This is a genomic window from Pseudomonas sp. TH34 (assembly GCF_016650865.1).
GTDB lineage: Bacteria > Pseudomonadota > Gammaproteobacteria > Pseudomonadales > Pseudomonadaceae > Aquipseudomonas > Aquipseudomonas yamanorum.
Genome location: NZ_JAEKFB010000020.1, coordinates 181,240 through 195,920, shown reverse-complemented (window position 1 = coordinate 195,920; position 14,681 = coordinate 181,240). Strand labels below are relative to the sequence as shown.

The following is a 14,681-nucleotide window of genomic DNA, read 5'->3' as shown; positions in this document are numbered from 1 at the left end:
CCTCATGCCACTGCGCCGCGCAACAGATCGTCCTGACCCAGATCAAAGCGCCCCAGCACCTTCACCTTGGAGGAACTACCCAGCTCGGCAAACGACAGCACCGGCACATGGTTGAACTCTTCCAGCAGCAAGGTACGCAAAGGGCTGCGCAGATCCTGCGCGACCAACAGCACGCTCTTGCTCTTGGCCCGCACGGCAAAGGCTTGTTTGAGCAGGCTGACCAACACCGCACTGCTGTCGTTGTCGAGGGAAAAGAACACCCCGGTCTGGGTCTGGCGCAACGCATCACGCAGCACGTTTTCGCTGTGGGGCGACAACAGCCAGGCATGCAGGCCATCGGCTTCGCTGTACTGATGGAAAATCTGCGACTTGAGGGCAATGCGCGCGTAATCGGCCAAGGCATCCGGCTCACGCTCATGCTGGCCGTATTCGATCAAGGCCTCCACGATCAGCCGCACGGCCCGCAGGGGCACGCCCTCGCTGGCCAGGCGCTGCAACACTGCCGAAAAACGTGAAAGCGGCATGATGCGTTGCAGTTCCTGCACCAGCTCCGGCTGATTGAATTCAAGCCAACTGAGAATCGACTTGCTCTCCTGAATTCCGAGGAACTGCGGCCCGCTCAGCAGCATCGCCCGGGTCATGCGTTCGATGATCAAGCTCTCTGCGGTGAAGCGCTCCAAGTGCTCGTCGTCGAGCAGTGGATCGTCGGGCGCCAGCCACACCCACTCCTGTTCGTCGCGCTCAGGCAGTCCCTTGGCGGCCTCTTCGGGCTCAGTGGCCAAGGTGTCAAGGGCCACCGCTACCCGGTGTCCCAGGGTGGCCTTGATCATCGGCACTTCATGCACGCAGAAGCGGAACTCATCCTCGGCCAGTGCGGGTGCAAACTCGACTTCAAACGGCGGCAGCGTCAAACCAATTTGCGTGACCAGGCCATTGCGCGCCTGGCGAATACCGTGGGTGACCTGCGCCACCTGTGCACTGCCGTACAAGGCTGCCGGGAACTGCAACAGATAAGGCCGCGATGGATCAAAGCCCCGCAGGTCTTCTTCACCGTTGTCTTGCGGGGCGACCGCATCGGCGCCCGCTTGCTCCGGCTGCTCGCGCTTCTGGCGCTGGCGCACCAGGAAGTAACCCAGGGAACCGGTGATCAGCGAGATGAGGATAAACACCACCGTCGGCATCCCCGGAAGCGCCGCAAAGGCGAGCATGCCGACCGAGGCGATGATCCAGCTCTTGGGTTCGCTGGTCATTTGCCGGGCGATCTCGGCGCCCATGTTGTTAGCGCCCTTGTTACGCCCGGACGGCGCCACACGGGTGATGATCATGCCCGCGGTCAAGGAAATCAGCAGCGCGGGAATCTGCGCGATCAGGCCATCACCGATGGTCAGAACCGAGTACAGCGCCATGGAATCGCCAGCGCTCATGCCGTGCTGGAACATGCCGGTGGAGAACCCGCCCAGCAAGTTGATCACCACGATAATCAGCCCGGCGATGGCGTCGCCCTTGACGAACTTCATGGCCCCGTCCATGGCCCCGAACAGCTGGCTCTCGCGGGACAATTGCTCGCGTTTGTCCCGGGCCTGCTCGCCATCGATCAGGCCGGCACGCAAATCACTGTCGATAGACATTTGCTTGCCGGGCATGGCATCCAGGCTGAACCGCGCCGCCACTTCAGCGACACGCTCCGAACCCTTGGTAATCACCAGGAAGTTGACGATGGTCAGGATCATGAAGATCACCAACCCTACCGCCAGGTTGCCACCCACCACGAAATTGCCGAAAGCCTCGACGATATCGCCGGCATCCTGCTCCAGCAGGATCAATCGCGTGGTAGCAATCGAGAGGGCCAGGCGAAACATGGTAGTCAGCAACAGGATCGACGGAAACGAAGAAAACGCCAGCGGCCCCGGCAGGTACAACGCCAGCACGATCAACAGGCACGAGATACAGATATTCAGGGCAATCAGGATGTCCACCAGCCAAGTGGGCAGCGGCACAATAAAGATAAACACAATGGCCATGATGACCACCGCGCCCATGACTTCGGCACGTTGTGCAACCTTCAGCAGCACCCCATTGATGACCCGTAATGCGCTCATGCATCGGGGCCCTGCGGGGCCATACCCTGCCGGGTCCCGCGCTCGGTGCGTGCGTATTCGTCCATCACCAGCAAAAAGCTGTTCAGGCAGTCCTCACGGCCCCTGTTATCACGCCACACGGCCAGCGGCAGGCTCTTGAGCATCGGGTAAACACTGTTGAGTGAAATCAACTGGTTGAGTACATCAAGCCCGCCCAATTCAATGGCCAGGCGCTGGATCTCGGCAGTCGCAATCCCGGTGTTCGAGTAACCCAGCAAGCGTTGGAGCAGGGCCACTGCGTCCCGTGTCACCTCGGGATAGGTGAGGGCCAGGCGCTCGATCAGGTCCCGGCAATTGCACAAGATGCCACCCAGTTGGTCGCAGCCACGCAACCCCACCAGTAGCGTGAGCAATTTGGCCGAGGCGATCGACGGCGTCAGCGCCGCAATGTCGTCGGCCAGGGCGCGACGCATCAGCTTCAGCCCCTGGCCAAGGTCTTCGCCGCCAAACAACCCCAACAGCGCCTGCAGCATCGTTGCCAGGGATTGCCGGGTGACCACGCTGGCGTAATACACACTGCGCACCGCCTGGCGCAGGTGTGGGTCATCACTGCTGGCTTGCAGCGCCAGCGCCGTGTTCAGGCCCGCCTGGATCTGCGGCTTGAAGCGCATCTCCAGCTTCACCAGCGCCTCGCGAGCCAGTTTCGCCTCGTTGCTGCGCACCTCGGCATCGGCCTGGGCGGCCACTTGCTGGAGCACCACGTAGGCCCGGGCCGGGTCATTGCCGGTGATCTCCAGAAACTTCTCGACGCTGGGGCTCACCAGCAATTGAACCCTGACACTTCGCGCAATGGTCGCTAGCGTTGCCTGAGCCGGATGCCCCAACTGTTCATAGAGTTGCGCCAGTTGCTCCACCGGCATAACGCGCAACCCTATCTGCCGCCGTCCTAGCGCGCGACTGTTGAGCTCGACCTCTTGGTTGAACAGCGAACCGAGGTCATCGCCGATCGGCGGGGTGCTCGTCTGGGAAGGTGGGCGGTTATCAACCCTTGCAGGCGCAGGCTGATCCAGGCTCTGGGGCTTTTGCACATCAACGTGGGGATCGACTTTCATGGGGAATGCCAGGACAGGGAGATTCGTGTCCTTGTGTGGAGGGCAAACCCATTACGGTTCCATCTTGCCGGCGATTCAGAGGCTTATGAAAAAACCGGCACAAACCTCTGGAGGTTTGTGCAAAGCCTTGCATGAAAAGACACCAAAACAAGATATTTCATCTTATATATCAACAAGTTATACATATTTATCGCTTGGCACAGGCAGTGCTAAGGGGGTTCCCGTCGGAATTATTTCGATCGTGTCTACCCTGAGGAAAAATTCATGGATATCCCAGTCGATGTTCTAGTTCACCTTACACCTGACCCGCACCGCTCCATCCAGAACCTGTCGGAAGACCACCACAAGAAACTCCGCCGTTTCATCCATAAACGCGTGCTGAACCCGGAAGATGCAGACGATATTCTGCAACTGACGTACCTGGAGGCCTGGCGTAACCGGGACCGCTTCGGCGGCCAGGCCACCCTCAGCACCTGGATGTGCGGGATTGCCCAGAACCTGATCCGCAATCACTTCCGGCGCCTGTATGCCAAACCGGTGCATTGCGAGTTCGATGAAGCGCTGTGGCATGGGCAGGAAGAAAACAACAACCTGGACTGGCAATTCGAGATCAACCGCAGGCTCGAAAGAACCCTGCGGGCGATTACCCACTTGCCACTGGAAATGCGTAAAACCCTCTACGCCTCGCTGGAAACCGACGGCAGCTACCAGGACACCGCCGACGCCATGGACATCCCCATTGGCACCGTGCGCTCACGCTTGTCCCGGGCGCGGGAACAGTTGAAGCGAGCCACCTACAACCCGCTACAACCGTAAATCAGGGCACCGGCGCAACGCCGACACCCTTTGCAGGAGCAGTTGATTTACCCGTTTGACGCAAGCGTTGGGCAGCAAGGATATCTGCCCGACTCGACTGACCCGATATCAGGCCTTTTTGGTACGCGGCAACAGAATCGCCAACACCCCGAACAGCGGCAGGAACGAGCACAGCGTGTACACGTACTCGATGCCGTGGATGTCTGCCAGGTGCCCCAGCAGTGCTGCACCAATCCCGCCAAAACCGAACATCAAACCGAAGAACACCCCGGCGATCATCCCCACATTGCCCGGCACCAACTCTTGCGCATACACCACAATTGCCGAGAATGCCGAGGCCAGAATAAAGCCGATCACCACACTCAGAATGCTGGTCCAGAACAGGTCCACGTGGGGCAGAATCAGGGTGAACGGCGCAACACCGAGGATGGAGAACCAGATCACCGCCTTACGGCCGATCTTGTCGCCAATCGGCCCGCCAAAGAACGTACCCGCCGCCACCGCCCCCAGGAACAGGAACAGATGCAGTTGGGAACTGGCCACCGACAGGTCGAACTTCTCGATCAGGTAAAAGGTGAAGTAACTGGTGAAACTGGCCATGTAGAAGTACTTGGAAAATACCAGCAGCCCCAGCACCACCAACGCACTCAGCACCCGGCCTTTGGACAGGCCATGGGTGGCCGCCTGGCCTTGTTTGAGCTTGAACAGATTCAAGTGGTGCGCGTACCAGCGGCTGATCGCATACAGCACAAACAATGCAAATACCGCGAACAGACCGAACCAGGCCACATTGCCCTGGCCGAACGGAATGATGATCGCCGCCGCCAGCAACGGGCCGAACGCGGAGCCCGCATTACCGCCCACCTGGAAGGTCGACTGCGCCAGGCCATAACGCCCGCCCGACGCCAGGCGCGCCACGCGGGACGCTTCCGGGTGGAAGGTCGACGAGCCGATCCCGATCAAGCCTGCTGCCAGCAGAATCAACGGGAAGCTGCCCACCTGGGACATCATCAAGATGCCCACCAGGGTGCAGATCATCCCGCAGGGCAGCAGGTACGGCTTGGGATGGCGGTCGGTGTAATAACCCACCCACGGTTGCAGCAGGGAAGCGGTGAGCTGGAACGTGAGGGTGATCAGGCCGACCTGGGTGAACGTCAGGCCGTAATTGGCCTTGAGCATCGGGTAGATCGAAGGCAGTACCGACTGGATCAAATCATTGATCAAATGCGCCAGCGCCACCGCGCCGATTACACGCATCACCAAAGGGCTGGTTTGCCCGGCGGCAGGCGCCGTAGCCACGGAGGGCTGGGAATTGCTCAGAGCCATGGGAGGTTTTCCGTACAGCAGATGGATGCACAGGTGCAGGTGCGACAATGTGCCACTTTTGGGTGCAGGAAGGCTATCCCGTTAGCAGGCTAACGAGTAGGTGAATCGATGCAGCGGTCATGGCTTGTAAAGGGCCAGCAAGATGAATCCCTTTAATTTGCGGGACGTTTCCTAGAGAATCTTTCGGCCTTGTGCCTGGGGGAGTCGGTGACTAGTCTTCGGTCCGTCGCTGGTTTTCAGTGATCGGGTTTAGTCGCCCGGACTTATATCAGGCGCATGCTTTCATGAGGTCTCATGGTGGCTGTGCGCAGGGCACCTTCGGGTGCGCCGGGTTTTCCTGATTAGCCGGTCGACTAACCTGCGTACAGCCGCCACCCTTCGTTTAGTCGCGAACGGTACGGCTCCAAGTTAATCAGGAGCTATGCCATGTTTAAAATTGTCCCCGATCCACCCCGTGACCAAGCCAAAGACCGCGCCGCCTTCAACCGAGCGCTCGACCACTACCTGCCCACCGACCCACCGCAACCCTCGACAAACTTCTACGCCATCAGCGACGAAATCAGCTTCGAAGACTCCCTGCTCTACACCGCCGACCTGCTGCACAGCGCCTCGGCCACCGCGCTCGACTGTGGCGAACAACTGCAAAGCCCCGAGCGCGCCAAAGTCCTCGCCGTGTGGCACCTGCTGGAAATGGCCAAAGCCATGGTCGACCGCTCGATAGAGTGCCTGCACCCGCGCAAAACCTGACGCACGAACGCCAGAACACCGCAGATCAACTGTGGGAGCGGGCTTGCTCGCGAATGCGGTGGACCAGCCAATACCTCTGCTGACTGACACACCGCATTCGCGAGCAAGCCCGCTCCCACCTTTTGATCTTGATCGTTCCTACGCTCTGAACTGCCCCCTGGCGCATGGCGCTAAATGGTTTGTAAAGAGCCAGCAAGATGAATCCCTTTAATTTGCGGGACGTTTCCTAGAGAATCTTTCGGCCTTGTGCCTGGGGGAGTCGGTGACTAGTCTTCGGTCCGTCACTGGTTTTCAGTGATCGGGTTTAGCAGCCTGAACTCAATAGGCACACGCTTTACGCCCCAGTTTATGGTGGCTGTGCGTGGGGCACCTTCGGGTGCGCCGGTTTTCCTATTGACTGGTCTGCTAACCCGCGTACAGCCGCCACCCTTCTCGTTTAGCAGCGACGGTGGCAGCTTCTTCAGGTCAATAGGAGCTACACCATGTTCAAGATCGTCCCCGATCCACCCCGTGACCAAGCCAAAGACCGCGCCGCCTTCAACCGAGCGCTCGACCACTACCTGCCCACCGACCCACCGCAACCCTCGACAAACTTCTACGCCATCAGCGACGAAATCAGCTTCGAAGACTCCCTGCTCTACACCGCCGACCTGCTGCACAGCGCCTCGGCCACCGCGCTCGACTGTGGCGAACAACTGCAAAGCCCCGAGCGTGCCAAAGTGCTTGCCGTGTGGCACCTGCTGGAAATGGCCAAAGCCATGGTTGACCGCTCGATAGAGTGCCTGCACCCGCGCAAAACCTGACGCACGAACGCCAGAACACCGCAGATCAACTGTGGGAGCGGGCTTGCTCGCGAATGCGGTGGACCAGCCAATACCTCTGCTGACTGACACACCGCATTCGCGAGCAAGCCCGCTCCCACCTTTTGATCTTCGCCGCCTTGGGACCTGCGCAAACCCCAACCGCTCGTCACCAAACCCGGTGTTTCCCGTTAAACAGTTGATAGCGTAGATAAATTTTCAAAAAAAGCGCTTGACGCTTTCCCGTTCTCCGCGAATAATGCGCGCCACTTGGCTACATAGCTCAGTTGGTTAGAGCATAGCATTCATAATGCTGGGGTCCGGGGTTCAAGTCCCTGTGTAGCCACCAAGTACTAAAAACGGCTTACCGAAAGGTAGGCCGTTTTTTTATGCCTGAAGAAAAGCACACCCCCCTATTTCCCTGGAAAAGTCAGTGTTTATGCCGATGGTGCACATCGGGAAAATGCGCATGACTGTGCAGGATCGGTGCGTGCTCATGCGCATGACTATGTGGTTCGGTACCGTCCCACTCAAAGCCGTGCACATGCTGGTGGTGCTCGTCGTGTGTATGGCGATGGCCGTGCGTAAGAGGATCGTGCTGATGCTCGTGGGCATGATGTTCCATCAAGTGAATCCACACCCCGATGGCCATCAAGGCGGCAGCGAGCAAGAACATCAGCGAGACCCACTCGCCCAGGATCAGAATCGAGATGACCGCGCCCAGGAAGGGCGCCGTGGAAAAATAGGCGCCGGTGCGCGCACTGCCAAGCCCGCGCAGAGCGAGCACAAACAGCACCAAACTCACGCCATACCCCAACAGCCCAACCACCATGATGGACCCCAGCGTGGCCACGGCTGGCAGTTGCGACCCGACGGCCAACGCCAAACAGCAATTGACCACACCCGCCGCCAAGCCTTTGCTCCCGGCGATAAACAGCGCGTCTGAGGCAGAGACCTTACGGGTCAGGTTATTGTCGATGGCCCAACAAAAACAGGCAAACGCCACGGCCAGCGGCCCCGTCCAATCATGTGCCGTCGCCGTCCCTTGCGGCCACGACAAAACTAGCCCGCCCAATACAATGGCGATCATGCCGATCACAATCCGGCGGTCTGCGTTCTCTTTAAACACGACCCACGCCAGCACGGCCGTGAGCACTGACTCAAGATTGAGCATCAGCGATGCGGTGGCGCCCGCTGTACGGGTGAGACCATACATGAGCGCCACAGGCGCAAGTACGCCCCCAAAGACAATGGCGCCCATCAACCAGGGCCACTCTCCGGCTGCAAGGCCGGGCCGTTTCCAGCCGTGGTCGCGGGCAAACCGAACGATGGCCAGGCCCAGGCCGCTGCCCAGATAGAGCAGCCCTGCCAACAGGATGGGCGGCGTATCCACCCCCAAGAGCTTGGCAAGCGGAGTGCTGGCGCCGAACAGCGCCGCAGCAGCCAACGCGTAGAAAACGCTCACATTCATAATGGGTTGCCCTATCAGGCTTATTGCATAAGGACGAGCATCATAGCTGTGCCCGGGTAAGAATTATGTGAACGCCAGCCTGGCTGGATTCTGTACGACTGAAACGCCAGGATAGCCCGGCTGGCAAACCACAAGAAGGTGACGCATGACATTCCCCGCTACCGGCATCAGCACTGACCGCCTCTTACTGCTGGGCGCCCACCCTTCCCACGCTCGCGCCATGCAAATGTACCTGCTGCAAAATCGCGATTTCCTGAAGCCGTGGGAGCCTTCGCGTGACGACGCCTTTTTTGAACTGGACGCCATCACCGAACGCCTCCAAGCCATGGCCGACAAAACCGCCAGCAGCGAAGCGTTGCACCTGCTGATATTCAGCCAGGACCAAATCATCGGCGCCTGCAGCTTCAGCAACATCGTGCGCGGTGCGTTCCAGGCCTGCCACTTGGGTTATGCGCTGGCTGAGACCGCCCAAGGAAAGGGCCTGATGCATGAAGCGCTGACGGCGGCGATTGCCCATGTGTTCGACGCCATGCAGCTGCACCGAATTATGGCCAACTACCGCCCGGAGAATGAGCGCAGCGCGCGCCTGCTGGCTCGGTTGGGGTTTGAGCGGGAGGGTGAGGCGCGGGCGTATCTCAAGATCAACGGGGTTTGGGCCGATCATGTGTTGACCGCGTTGATCAACCCGGCGGATGTGCCTCGCAATATCCGAGTGATCTTCAGGCCGTAACGGCGCCCCGTTGACTGGGGCGCCGTTACGTCAAACCCCTTGCCGCACAAAACACTGCTCCACCACCGACTTGCCCCACTGCTGCCCCTCCTGTTCCGACTCCAGCACAAAGCCTGCGCTTTCATAAAGCTTGCGCGCCACATCCAGGCCCTTGAACGTCCACAGCCGCACCGCCGGGAACCGGTGCCCGTCACAGAAATCCAGCGCCTCTTGCAACAGCCGTTTGCCCAAGCCTTGGCCGTGTGCCGACGGGTCCAGGATGAAGCAGCGCAAGATCGCCTCGCCGTTTTCGCCCTCGCCATCAATGGCAATCGAACCCACAATCTGCGTTCCATCCAGTACCGCCCACACTTCGTTGCGCGGGTTGGCCAGGCGTCCCATCAACTCGGCCATGTCCGCCGCCACCAGACTTTCGAACGGCTGGCCAAAATTGGCGTGTTTGGCGTAGTACTCGGCGTGCATTTGCGCGATGCGCCCAATCACCCCAGGCCGGTAGCCACGGGCAATGCTGTAGTGCCTTGGCTGCCGGGCGCCGGTGCGTTGGGTTTGCAAGGCTGCGGCGTACTGATCAAGCCCACGGCTGACGGCCTGTTGCTGTTCGCTGGACAAGTCACCAATGGCCTCGCCCACCTGGCGCCGGGCAAACGTTTCGATGTCATCTAACGTCTTTTGGCCTCGCACGGTGAGCCGCAGCTTTTTCGACCGGGCATCGTCCTCGTTGGCAAATTCTTCCAGCTCGCCCGCCTCGATCAGCTTGCGAATCATACGGCTCACCGATGATTTTTCCAGGCCCAGCAAGGTGACCAGTTCAGCCGCTGTCAGTGCGCCACGCTCGCCGATTTCAACAATCGTGTGCACCGAAGACGGTGGATAACGGCTGGCTGCCAACTTCGGCTGCATGAAACCCAGCTCTCGCACCATGAGGCGTGAGGCACAGCGGATCTGATCGATAAGGTCTGGCCTGGAACGGTTCACGGGGAAACCTCTTGCCCGAATGAGGAGGGATATAGTTGTACCGCACAACCAAATACAGATCAATCTCCCTTCTCCCAAAGCGCTGAGGTACATTCCCTACACGGACAACAGATCATTCTCAAATGAACGGAGTCATCGCGTGCTTTCGATTTTCCACCGTCAACGCCTTACCACCCTCTCGCTGATCACCGCCGCCCTCACCCTCGCCGCCTGCCACAGCGCCACCGCGCCTGAATTGCCGCCCGCCCCGGAACTCGGTTCGGGCTATCGCACCGACATGAGCACCCGCCACGCCGAGCGCCATATGGCCGCCGCCGCCAACCCGCTGGCCGCCGAAGCCGGTCGGGAAATCCTGCGCAAGGGCGGCTCGGCCATCGATGCGGCAATTGCCATGCAGGCCGTACTGACGCTGGTGGAACCGCAGTCGTCCGGGATCGGCGGCGGTGCGTTCATCATGCTGTGGGACGGCAAGCAGGTGCACGCCTACGACGGTCGCGAAACCGCACCGGAGGGCGCTACCGAGCGGTTGTTCCTGAAGGCCGACGGTACGCCGATGGCCTTCCCCGAGGCACAGATTGGCGGGCGGTCCGTGGCAACACCAGGCGTGTTGCGCGCCTTGGAGATGGCCCACAAAAAGACCGGCCATCTGCAATGGGCGACGCTGTTCGAGCCGGCCATTCGCCTGGCTGAACAGGGCTTCCCGATTTCTGCGCGCTTGCACAGCCTGATTGCCGCCGACCGCTACATCACCCGCTCGCCGGAAATGACCGCGTACTTCCTGAACGCCGACGGCAGCCCGAAGGCCACCGGTACGCTGCTGAAAAACCCGGCGCTGGCCAACGTCTTCAAACGCATCGCCAAGGAAGGGCCGGACGCGCTGTACTACGGCCCGATTGCCGAAGAAATCACCCGCAAGGTGCAGGGCAACAGCAACGCCGGCAGCCTGACGCTGACCGACCTCAAGGGTTACAGCGCGGTTGAGCGGGCGCCGTTGTGCACTGACTACAAGCGCTGGAAAGTCTGCGGCATGCCGCCACCGTCGTCGGGCGGGATTGCTATTGCACAGATCCTCGGCACATTGCAGGCCCTGGAAGCCCGCGACCCGCGCATGGCCCTCGCGCCGTTGAAGCCGGTGAAAACCGGTTCCCCGGCAGGCCTGGAGCCGGTGCCCGAAGCGGTGCACCTGATCGCCGAGGCCGACCGCCTGGCCTACGCCGACCGCGCCCAGTACGTGGCCGATTCGGACTACGTGCCGGTGCCGGTTGCAGGACTGATCGCTCCGAATTACCTGGCCAGCCGCGCTGCGTTGATTGGTGAGCGCAGCATGGGCGTCGCCAAGCCGGGCAAGCCGGCCGGGATTGAAGTGGCCTATGCGCCGGATCGCTCGCCGTTGCGCATATCCACCTCGCAAGTGGTGGCAGTGGATGACGTAGGTGGCGCGGTGTCGATGACCACTACGGTGGAAGCGGCGTTCGGCTCCCATGTGATGGTCCAGGGCTTTTTGCTGAATAACCAGATGACCGACTTTTCTTTCATTCCCGAAGAGAACGGCCAGCCGGTGGCCAACCGGATCGAGCCGGGCAAACGCCCGCGTTCGTCCATGGCGCCGACCCTGGTGTTTGATCGTCAGAGCGGCGAGTTGGTGGCTACCGTTGGTTCGCCAGGCGGTTCGCAGATCATCGAATATGTGAGCAAATCCCTGGTGGCCATGCTCGACTGGAACCTCGACCCGCAAGCGGCCGTCGGCCTGCCCAACTTTGGCAGCCGCAACGGCGCGACCGAGCTGGAAGCCGGGTTGTTCAGTGCATCGTTGAAACAGGCGCTGAAGGACAAGGGCCACGCCCTGAGCGAAATCGACATGACCAGCGGCGCCCAGGCGATAGTCCGGGTGCGCGATGCGCAGGGCAAAGCGTCGTTGATCGGCGGGGCTGATCCACGCCGTGAAGGCGAAGCGCTGGGGGATTGAGTTGACTCACTGGAGAGCTGCGCGTGCACAAGGCAAATAACCTCGGCGCCCTGATGGGCGTCGATCATGGGTTTTGTTCGATTGACGATCCATTGCGGCCTGACGAGGTGTTCATCTGCAAGCAGGTGCACAGCGCCACGACCATTGAATGGCGCGCGGAGCTGGCAGCCAATACGGTTGAAGCCGATGGGGTTTTCAGCCGGGATATGCAGCCGATTGCGGTGATTACCGCCGACTGCCTGCCGTTGCTGATGGCCTCGGAGGACGGGGAATTTGTCGCGGCGATACATGGCGGCTGGAAAGGACTGCAAGGCGGAATCATCGCCAATGCCATGCAACGGTTTACCGCCGAGGGTGTCGCGTTGGATCAGTTGCGGATTGCGATTGGGCCTTCGATCAAGCCTTGTTGTTATGAGGTGAGTGGTGAGTTTGTGGCGCAGTTGCAGGCGAGTCAGGGGCATTTGTGGCGGGATGGAAATGCGCCGTGGACGTTTGAGCAGCCAGGGCCACTGTTGACGCCACAGATTGCGCCGCCTGATCCGAGGCAGGATTTGAGTGCGTGGTTTGATCTGAGCCGGTACGCACTGATTTTGCTGGAGGCGGCAGGGATAAAACGTAAGCAGGTTGAGGTGAGCGAAGTGTGTACGTATTGCACCTCGCCGGCGTTTGCGAGTTATCGCAGAAGGACCCATGACAGTACGGAGAGGAAGACGTTGTTGTACTCGTGGGTTGCTCGCGCAGTGTAATGGGACGACGCCCACAGCTCTCTTAGCTATTAGCCTTAGAAAATCTGTGGGCTGTCATTTTTTGCGAAACAACGTTTCTTGAATCCCTCTCCATCCGCTGACATTTTCTGGCCCCGCCCCTTCTTGCCAGAGACTACGTCAAAGACGTAGAATTTTTGCATGTTAACGACCATCGAGTCACCATTATTCAGCAAGCTATGGCCCGATTACTGGACCGAAGAGGAACGGGGTATTTTTATGGCTTTTCTAGCCAACCACCCCGATTCAGGTACTGTCATTCCAAGTTCTGGTGGTTGCCGAAAAGTACGCTGGAGCTTGGAAGGCCGGGGCAAGAGCAGCTCAGTACGGATCATTTACACAACGCAATTGGCGTGCGGCGCACTACTAGTTGCCTTGCTGATTTATGGCAAAGGTGCCACCGAGAATATTCCCGCGCATGTCCTCTACAAAATCGCCAAGGAGATGAACCATGCCACTCACTGAGAAACAGCTGAAGGAACGTGACGCCAAGCGCAACATCGGCGAGGAATTGCTGGCTGCCGTTATCGACGTCAAGGAAGGGCGTCATGGTCACGTCCATCACGTCGAAATTACCCAAGCGGCTGAGGCGCGCAGCAAGACCGGGTTGTCACAGCCCAAGTTTGCCGAACTGCTGGGGGTCTCTGTACGAACGCTTCAAGAATGGGAGCAAGGGCGCCGTTCTCCTTCCGGCGCAGCACGTTCCTTGCTGCACATAGCAGCCATCAGGCCAGACGTTTTTCGAGAAGTCCTCAGTAACGCCTGATGGCGTTACTGGTCTACCGGCTAATCTTCAACCCCTTGCGCCCCGCATGCCGCTCCAGCGCCAGCTCGATCAAGCGGCTCACCAGCTCGCTGTAGCTCATGCCAGCCGCCTGCCACAACTTCGGGTACATGCTGATGCGGGTGAACCCAGGCAACGAGTTGATTTCGTTGATCAGCACCTCACCCTCATCCGTCAGAAACACATCCACCCGCGCCAGCCCGGCACAGCCTAGGGTTTCAAACGCTTCGATGGCCAACGCACGAATGCGCTCGCTGGCTTCGACACTGATGTCCGCCGGCACCACCACTTGGGCTGCCTGGTCATCGATGTATTTGCTGTCGTAGGAATAGAACCCGTCGCGCACCACGATCTCGCCGCAGCCGCTGGCGATGGGGTTCTCGTTACCCAGCACAGCACATTCAATTTCCCGGCCTTTTACCGCCGACTCCACCAGCACCTTTTCATCAAACCCAAGTGCCAGCTCTACAGCAGCGTGATATTCAGCCTCGCTGCCCACCTTGCTCACCCCCACGGACGAACCCTGGTTCGCCGGTTTCACGAACATCGGCAATCCGAGTTTCTGTTGCGCTTGGTCGAAGGTGGTACCCGCCGCATTCCTGCGGTTGAGGGTAATGAACGGCGTCACGGCAATCCCGGCATCGCGCAGCAGGCGTTTGCTGATGTCCTTGTCCATGCACACCGCCGAGCCCAGCACGTCGGAGCCGACAAACGGAAGGTCCGCCATGCGCAGCAGGCCTTGCAGGCAACCGTCTTCGCCGAGGGTGCCGTGGACGATCGGGAAGATCACATCGACGTGTTCCAATGAGACCTGGCTCGAGGTTTCTACCAGTTGCTGGCTGGCCTTGCCCGGCACGACCGCCAGTTCACGATTGGATTGATTGAGGGCGATCAGCGCCGGGTTTTCTTCGTTGAGCAGGAAGCCCGAGGTGTCGTTGAGGTGCCAGTGGCCGGCCTTGTCGATGCCGATCAGGATCGGCTCGAAGCGCGAACGGTCCAGTGCATCGACGATGTTGCGCGCCGACTGCAGCGACACTTCATGCTCGGCCGAACGGCCACCAAAAATAATCCCTACCCGCAGCTTGCTCATGATCGGCCTCACATTTGAAAGT

14 protein-coding genes and 1 tRNA gene are annotated in these 14,681 nt (G+C 59.9%); 9 read left to right on the top strand and 6 right to left on the bottom strand.

Translation table 11 applies throughout. From position 1 onward, the window contains the following. Positions 1-2: 2 nt before the first annotated feature. Positions 3-2,099: a type III secretion system export apparatus subunit SctV gene (gene sctV / locus JFU58_RS14275; protein ID WP_201140982.1), complete on the bottom strand. Its 2,097-nt coding sequence runs from the start codon at positions 2,097-2,099 to the stop codon at positions 3-5. Next, positions 2,096-3,190, bottom strand: coding sequence for a type III secretion system gatekeeper subunit SctW (gene sctW, locus JFU58_RS14270; protein ID WP_201140980.1), 1,095 nt, complete (start codon positions 3,188-3,190; stop codon positions 2,096-2,098). Before sctW ends, sctV begins: the two co-directional genes overlap by 4 nt. 264 nt (positions 3,191-3,454) lie before the next feature. On the opposite strand from sctW, the gene JFU58_RS14265 reads away from it, so the two are divergent. Then, positions 3,455-4,006, top strand: coding sequence for an RNA polymerase sigma factor (locus JFU58_RS14265; protein ID WP_063033152.1), 552 nt, complete (start codon positions 3,455-3,457; stop codon positions 4,004-4,006). 108 nt (positions 4,007-4,114) lie between these two features. On the opposite strand, the gene JFU58_RS14260 is transcribed toward JFU58_RS14265, so the two are convergent. Beyond that, a complete protein-coding gene (locus JFU58_RS14260) occupies positions 4,115-5,332 on the bottom strand; it encodes an MFS transporter (protein WP_063033153.1) in 1,218 nt (405 codons plus the stop codon). 426 nt (positions 5,333-5,758) lie between these two features. Between JFU58_RS14260 and JFU58_RS14255 the strand changes: the two genes are divergently transcribed. The 3 genes from JFU58_RS14255 (at position 5,759) to JFU58_RS14245 (ending at position 7,228) form a co-directional block, all read left to right on the top strand. Further along, complete coding sequence (locus JFU58_RS14255; protein ID WP_063033154.1) at positions 5,759-6,079, top strand: DUF6124 family protein; 321 nt, start codon at positions 5,759-5,761, stop codon at positions 6,077-6,079. Positions 6,080-6,561: 482 nt separating this feature from the next. Next, on the top strand, positions 6,562-6,882 hold the full coding sequence (locus JFU58_RS14250) for a DUF6124 family protein (protein WP_063033154.1): 321 nt from the start codon (positions 6,562-6,564) through the stop codon (positions 6,880-6,882). 269 nt (positions 6,883-7,151) lie between these two features. After that, a tRNA-Met gene (locus tag JFU58_RS14245) sits at positions 7,152-7,228 on the top strand. A gap of 81 nt (positions 7,229-7,309) precedes the next feature. On the opposite strand, the gene JFU58_RS14240 is transcribed toward JFU58_RS14245, so the two are convergent. Beyond that, positions 7,310-8,350: a DMT family transporter gene (locus tag JFU58_RS14240; protein WP_201140978.1), complete on the bottom strand. Its 1,041-nt coding sequence runs from the start codon at positions 8,348-8,350 to the stop codon at positions 7,310-7,312. 145 nt (positions 8,351-8,495) lie between these two features. Here JFU58_RS14240 and JFU58_RS14235 point away from each other — a divergent pair, with 145 nt between their 5' ends. Next, on the top strand, positions 8,496-9,080 hold the full coding sequence (locus JFU58_RS14235) for a GNAT family N-acetyltransferase (protein WP_201140976.1): 585 nt from the start codon (positions 8,496-8,498) through the stop codon (positions 9,078-9,080). A 30-nt stretch (positions 9,081-9,110) separates the two neighbouring features. Here JFU58_RS14235 and JFU58_RS14230 read toward each other — a convergent pair whose 3' ends face one another. Then, positions 9,111-10,001, bottom strand: a complete 891-nt coding sequence (locus JFU58_RS14230) for a bifunctional helix-turn-helix transcriptional regulator/GNAT family N-acetyltransferase (protein WP_207198332.1) — start codon at positions 9,999-10,001, stop codon at positions 9,111-9,113. 193 nt (positions 10,002-10,194) lie between these two features. Here JFU58_RS14230 and ggt point away from each other — a divergent pair, with 193 nt between their 5' ends. The 4 genes from ggt (at position 10,195) to JFU58_RS14210 (ending at position 13,551) form a co-directional block, all read left to right on the top strand. Beyond that, positions 10,195-12,021 carry a gamma-glutamyltransferase gene (gene ggt, locus JFU58_RS14225; protein WP_201140972.1) on the top strand — a complete coding sequence of 609 codons (1,827 nt, stop codon included), beginning with the start codon at positions 10,195-10,197 and terminating at the stop codon, positions 12,019-12,021. Between the two features lie 23 nt (positions 12,022-12,044). After that, positions 12,045-12,767: a polyphenol oxidase family protein gene (locus JFU58_RS14220; protein WP_201140970.1), complete on the top strand. Its 723-nt coding sequence runs from the start codon at positions 12,045-12,047 to the stop codon at positions 12,765-12,767. A 159-nt stretch (positions 12,768-12,926) separates the two neighbouring features. Beyond that, positions 12,927-13,250 carry a transcriptional regulator gene (locus JFU58_RS14215; RefSeq protein ID WP_201140968.1) on the top strand — a complete coding sequence of 108 codons (324 nt, stop codon included), beginning with the start codon at positions 12,927-12,929 and terminating at the stop codon, positions 13,248-13,250. Continuing rightward, positions 13,237-13,551 (top strand): helix-turn-helix domain-containing protein, encoded by a 315-nt coding sequence (locus tag JFU58_RS14210; protein WP_017478621.1) that lies wholly within the window; start codon positions 13,237-13,239, stop codon positions 13,549-13,551. The genes JFU58_RS14215 and JFU58_RS14210 overlap by 14 nt, the downstream gene beginning before the upstream one ends. Before the next feature lie 13 nt (positions 13,552-13,564). Here JFU58_RS14210 and ddlA read toward each other — a convergent pair whose 3' ends face one another. Further along, positions 13,565-14,659: a D-alanine--D-alanine ligase gene (gene ddlA / locus JFU58_RS14205; RefSeq protein WP_201140966.1), complete on the bottom strand. Its 1,095-nt coding sequence runs from the start codon at positions 14,657-14,659 to the stop codon at positions 13,565-13,567. Positions 14,660-14,681: the final 22 nt, after the last annotated feature.

Coding starts and splice junctions, on each gene's coding strand:
- sctW (WP_201140980.1), bottom strand. CDS start 3,190: ATGAAAGTCGATCCCCACGTTGATGTGCAAAAGCCCCAGAGCCTGGAT.
- JFU58_RS14235 (WP_201140976.1), top strand. CDS start 8,496: ATGACATTCCCCGCTACCGGCATCAGCACTGACCGCCTCTTACTGCTG.
- JFU58_RS14210 (WP_017478621.1), top strand. CDS start 13,237: ATGCCACTCACTGAGAAACAGCTGAAGGAACGTGACGCCAAGCGCAAC.
- JFU58_RS14230 (WP_207198332.1), bottom strand. CDS start 10,001: ATGGTGCGAGAGCTGGGTTTCATGCAGCCGAAGTTGGCAGCCAGCCGT.
- JFU58_RS14255 (WP_063033154.1), top strand. CDS start 5,759: ATGTTTAAAATTGTCCCCGATCCACCCCGTGACCAAGCCAAAGACCGC.
- JFU58_RS14260 (WP_063033153.1), bottom strand. CDS start 5,332: ATGGCTCTGAGCAATTCCCAGCCCTCCGTGGCTACGGCGCCTGCCGCC.
- JFU58_RS14215 (WP_201140968.1), top strand. CDS start 12,927: ATGTTAACGACCATCGAGTCACCATTATTCAGCAAGCTATGGCCCGAT.
- JFU58_RS14250 (WP_063033154.1), top strand. CDS start 6,562: ATGTTCAAGATCGTCCCCGATCCACCCCGTGACCAAGCCAAAGACCGC.
- JFU58_RS14265 (WP_063033152.1), top strand. CDS start 3,455: ATGGATATCCCAGTCGATGTTCTAGTTCACCTTACACCTGACCCGCAC.
- JFU58_RS14240 (WP_201140978.1), bottom strand. CDS start 8,350: ATGAATGTGAGCGTTTTCTACGCGTTGGCTGCTGCGGCGCTGTTCGGC.
- ddlA (WP_201140966.1), bottom strand. CDS start 14,659: ATGAGCAAGCTGCGGGTAGGGATTATTTTTGGTGGCCGTTCGGCCGAG.
- sctV (WP_201140982.1), bottom strand. CDS start 2,099: ATGAGCGCATTACGGGTCATCAATGGGGTGCTGCTGAAGGTTGCACAA.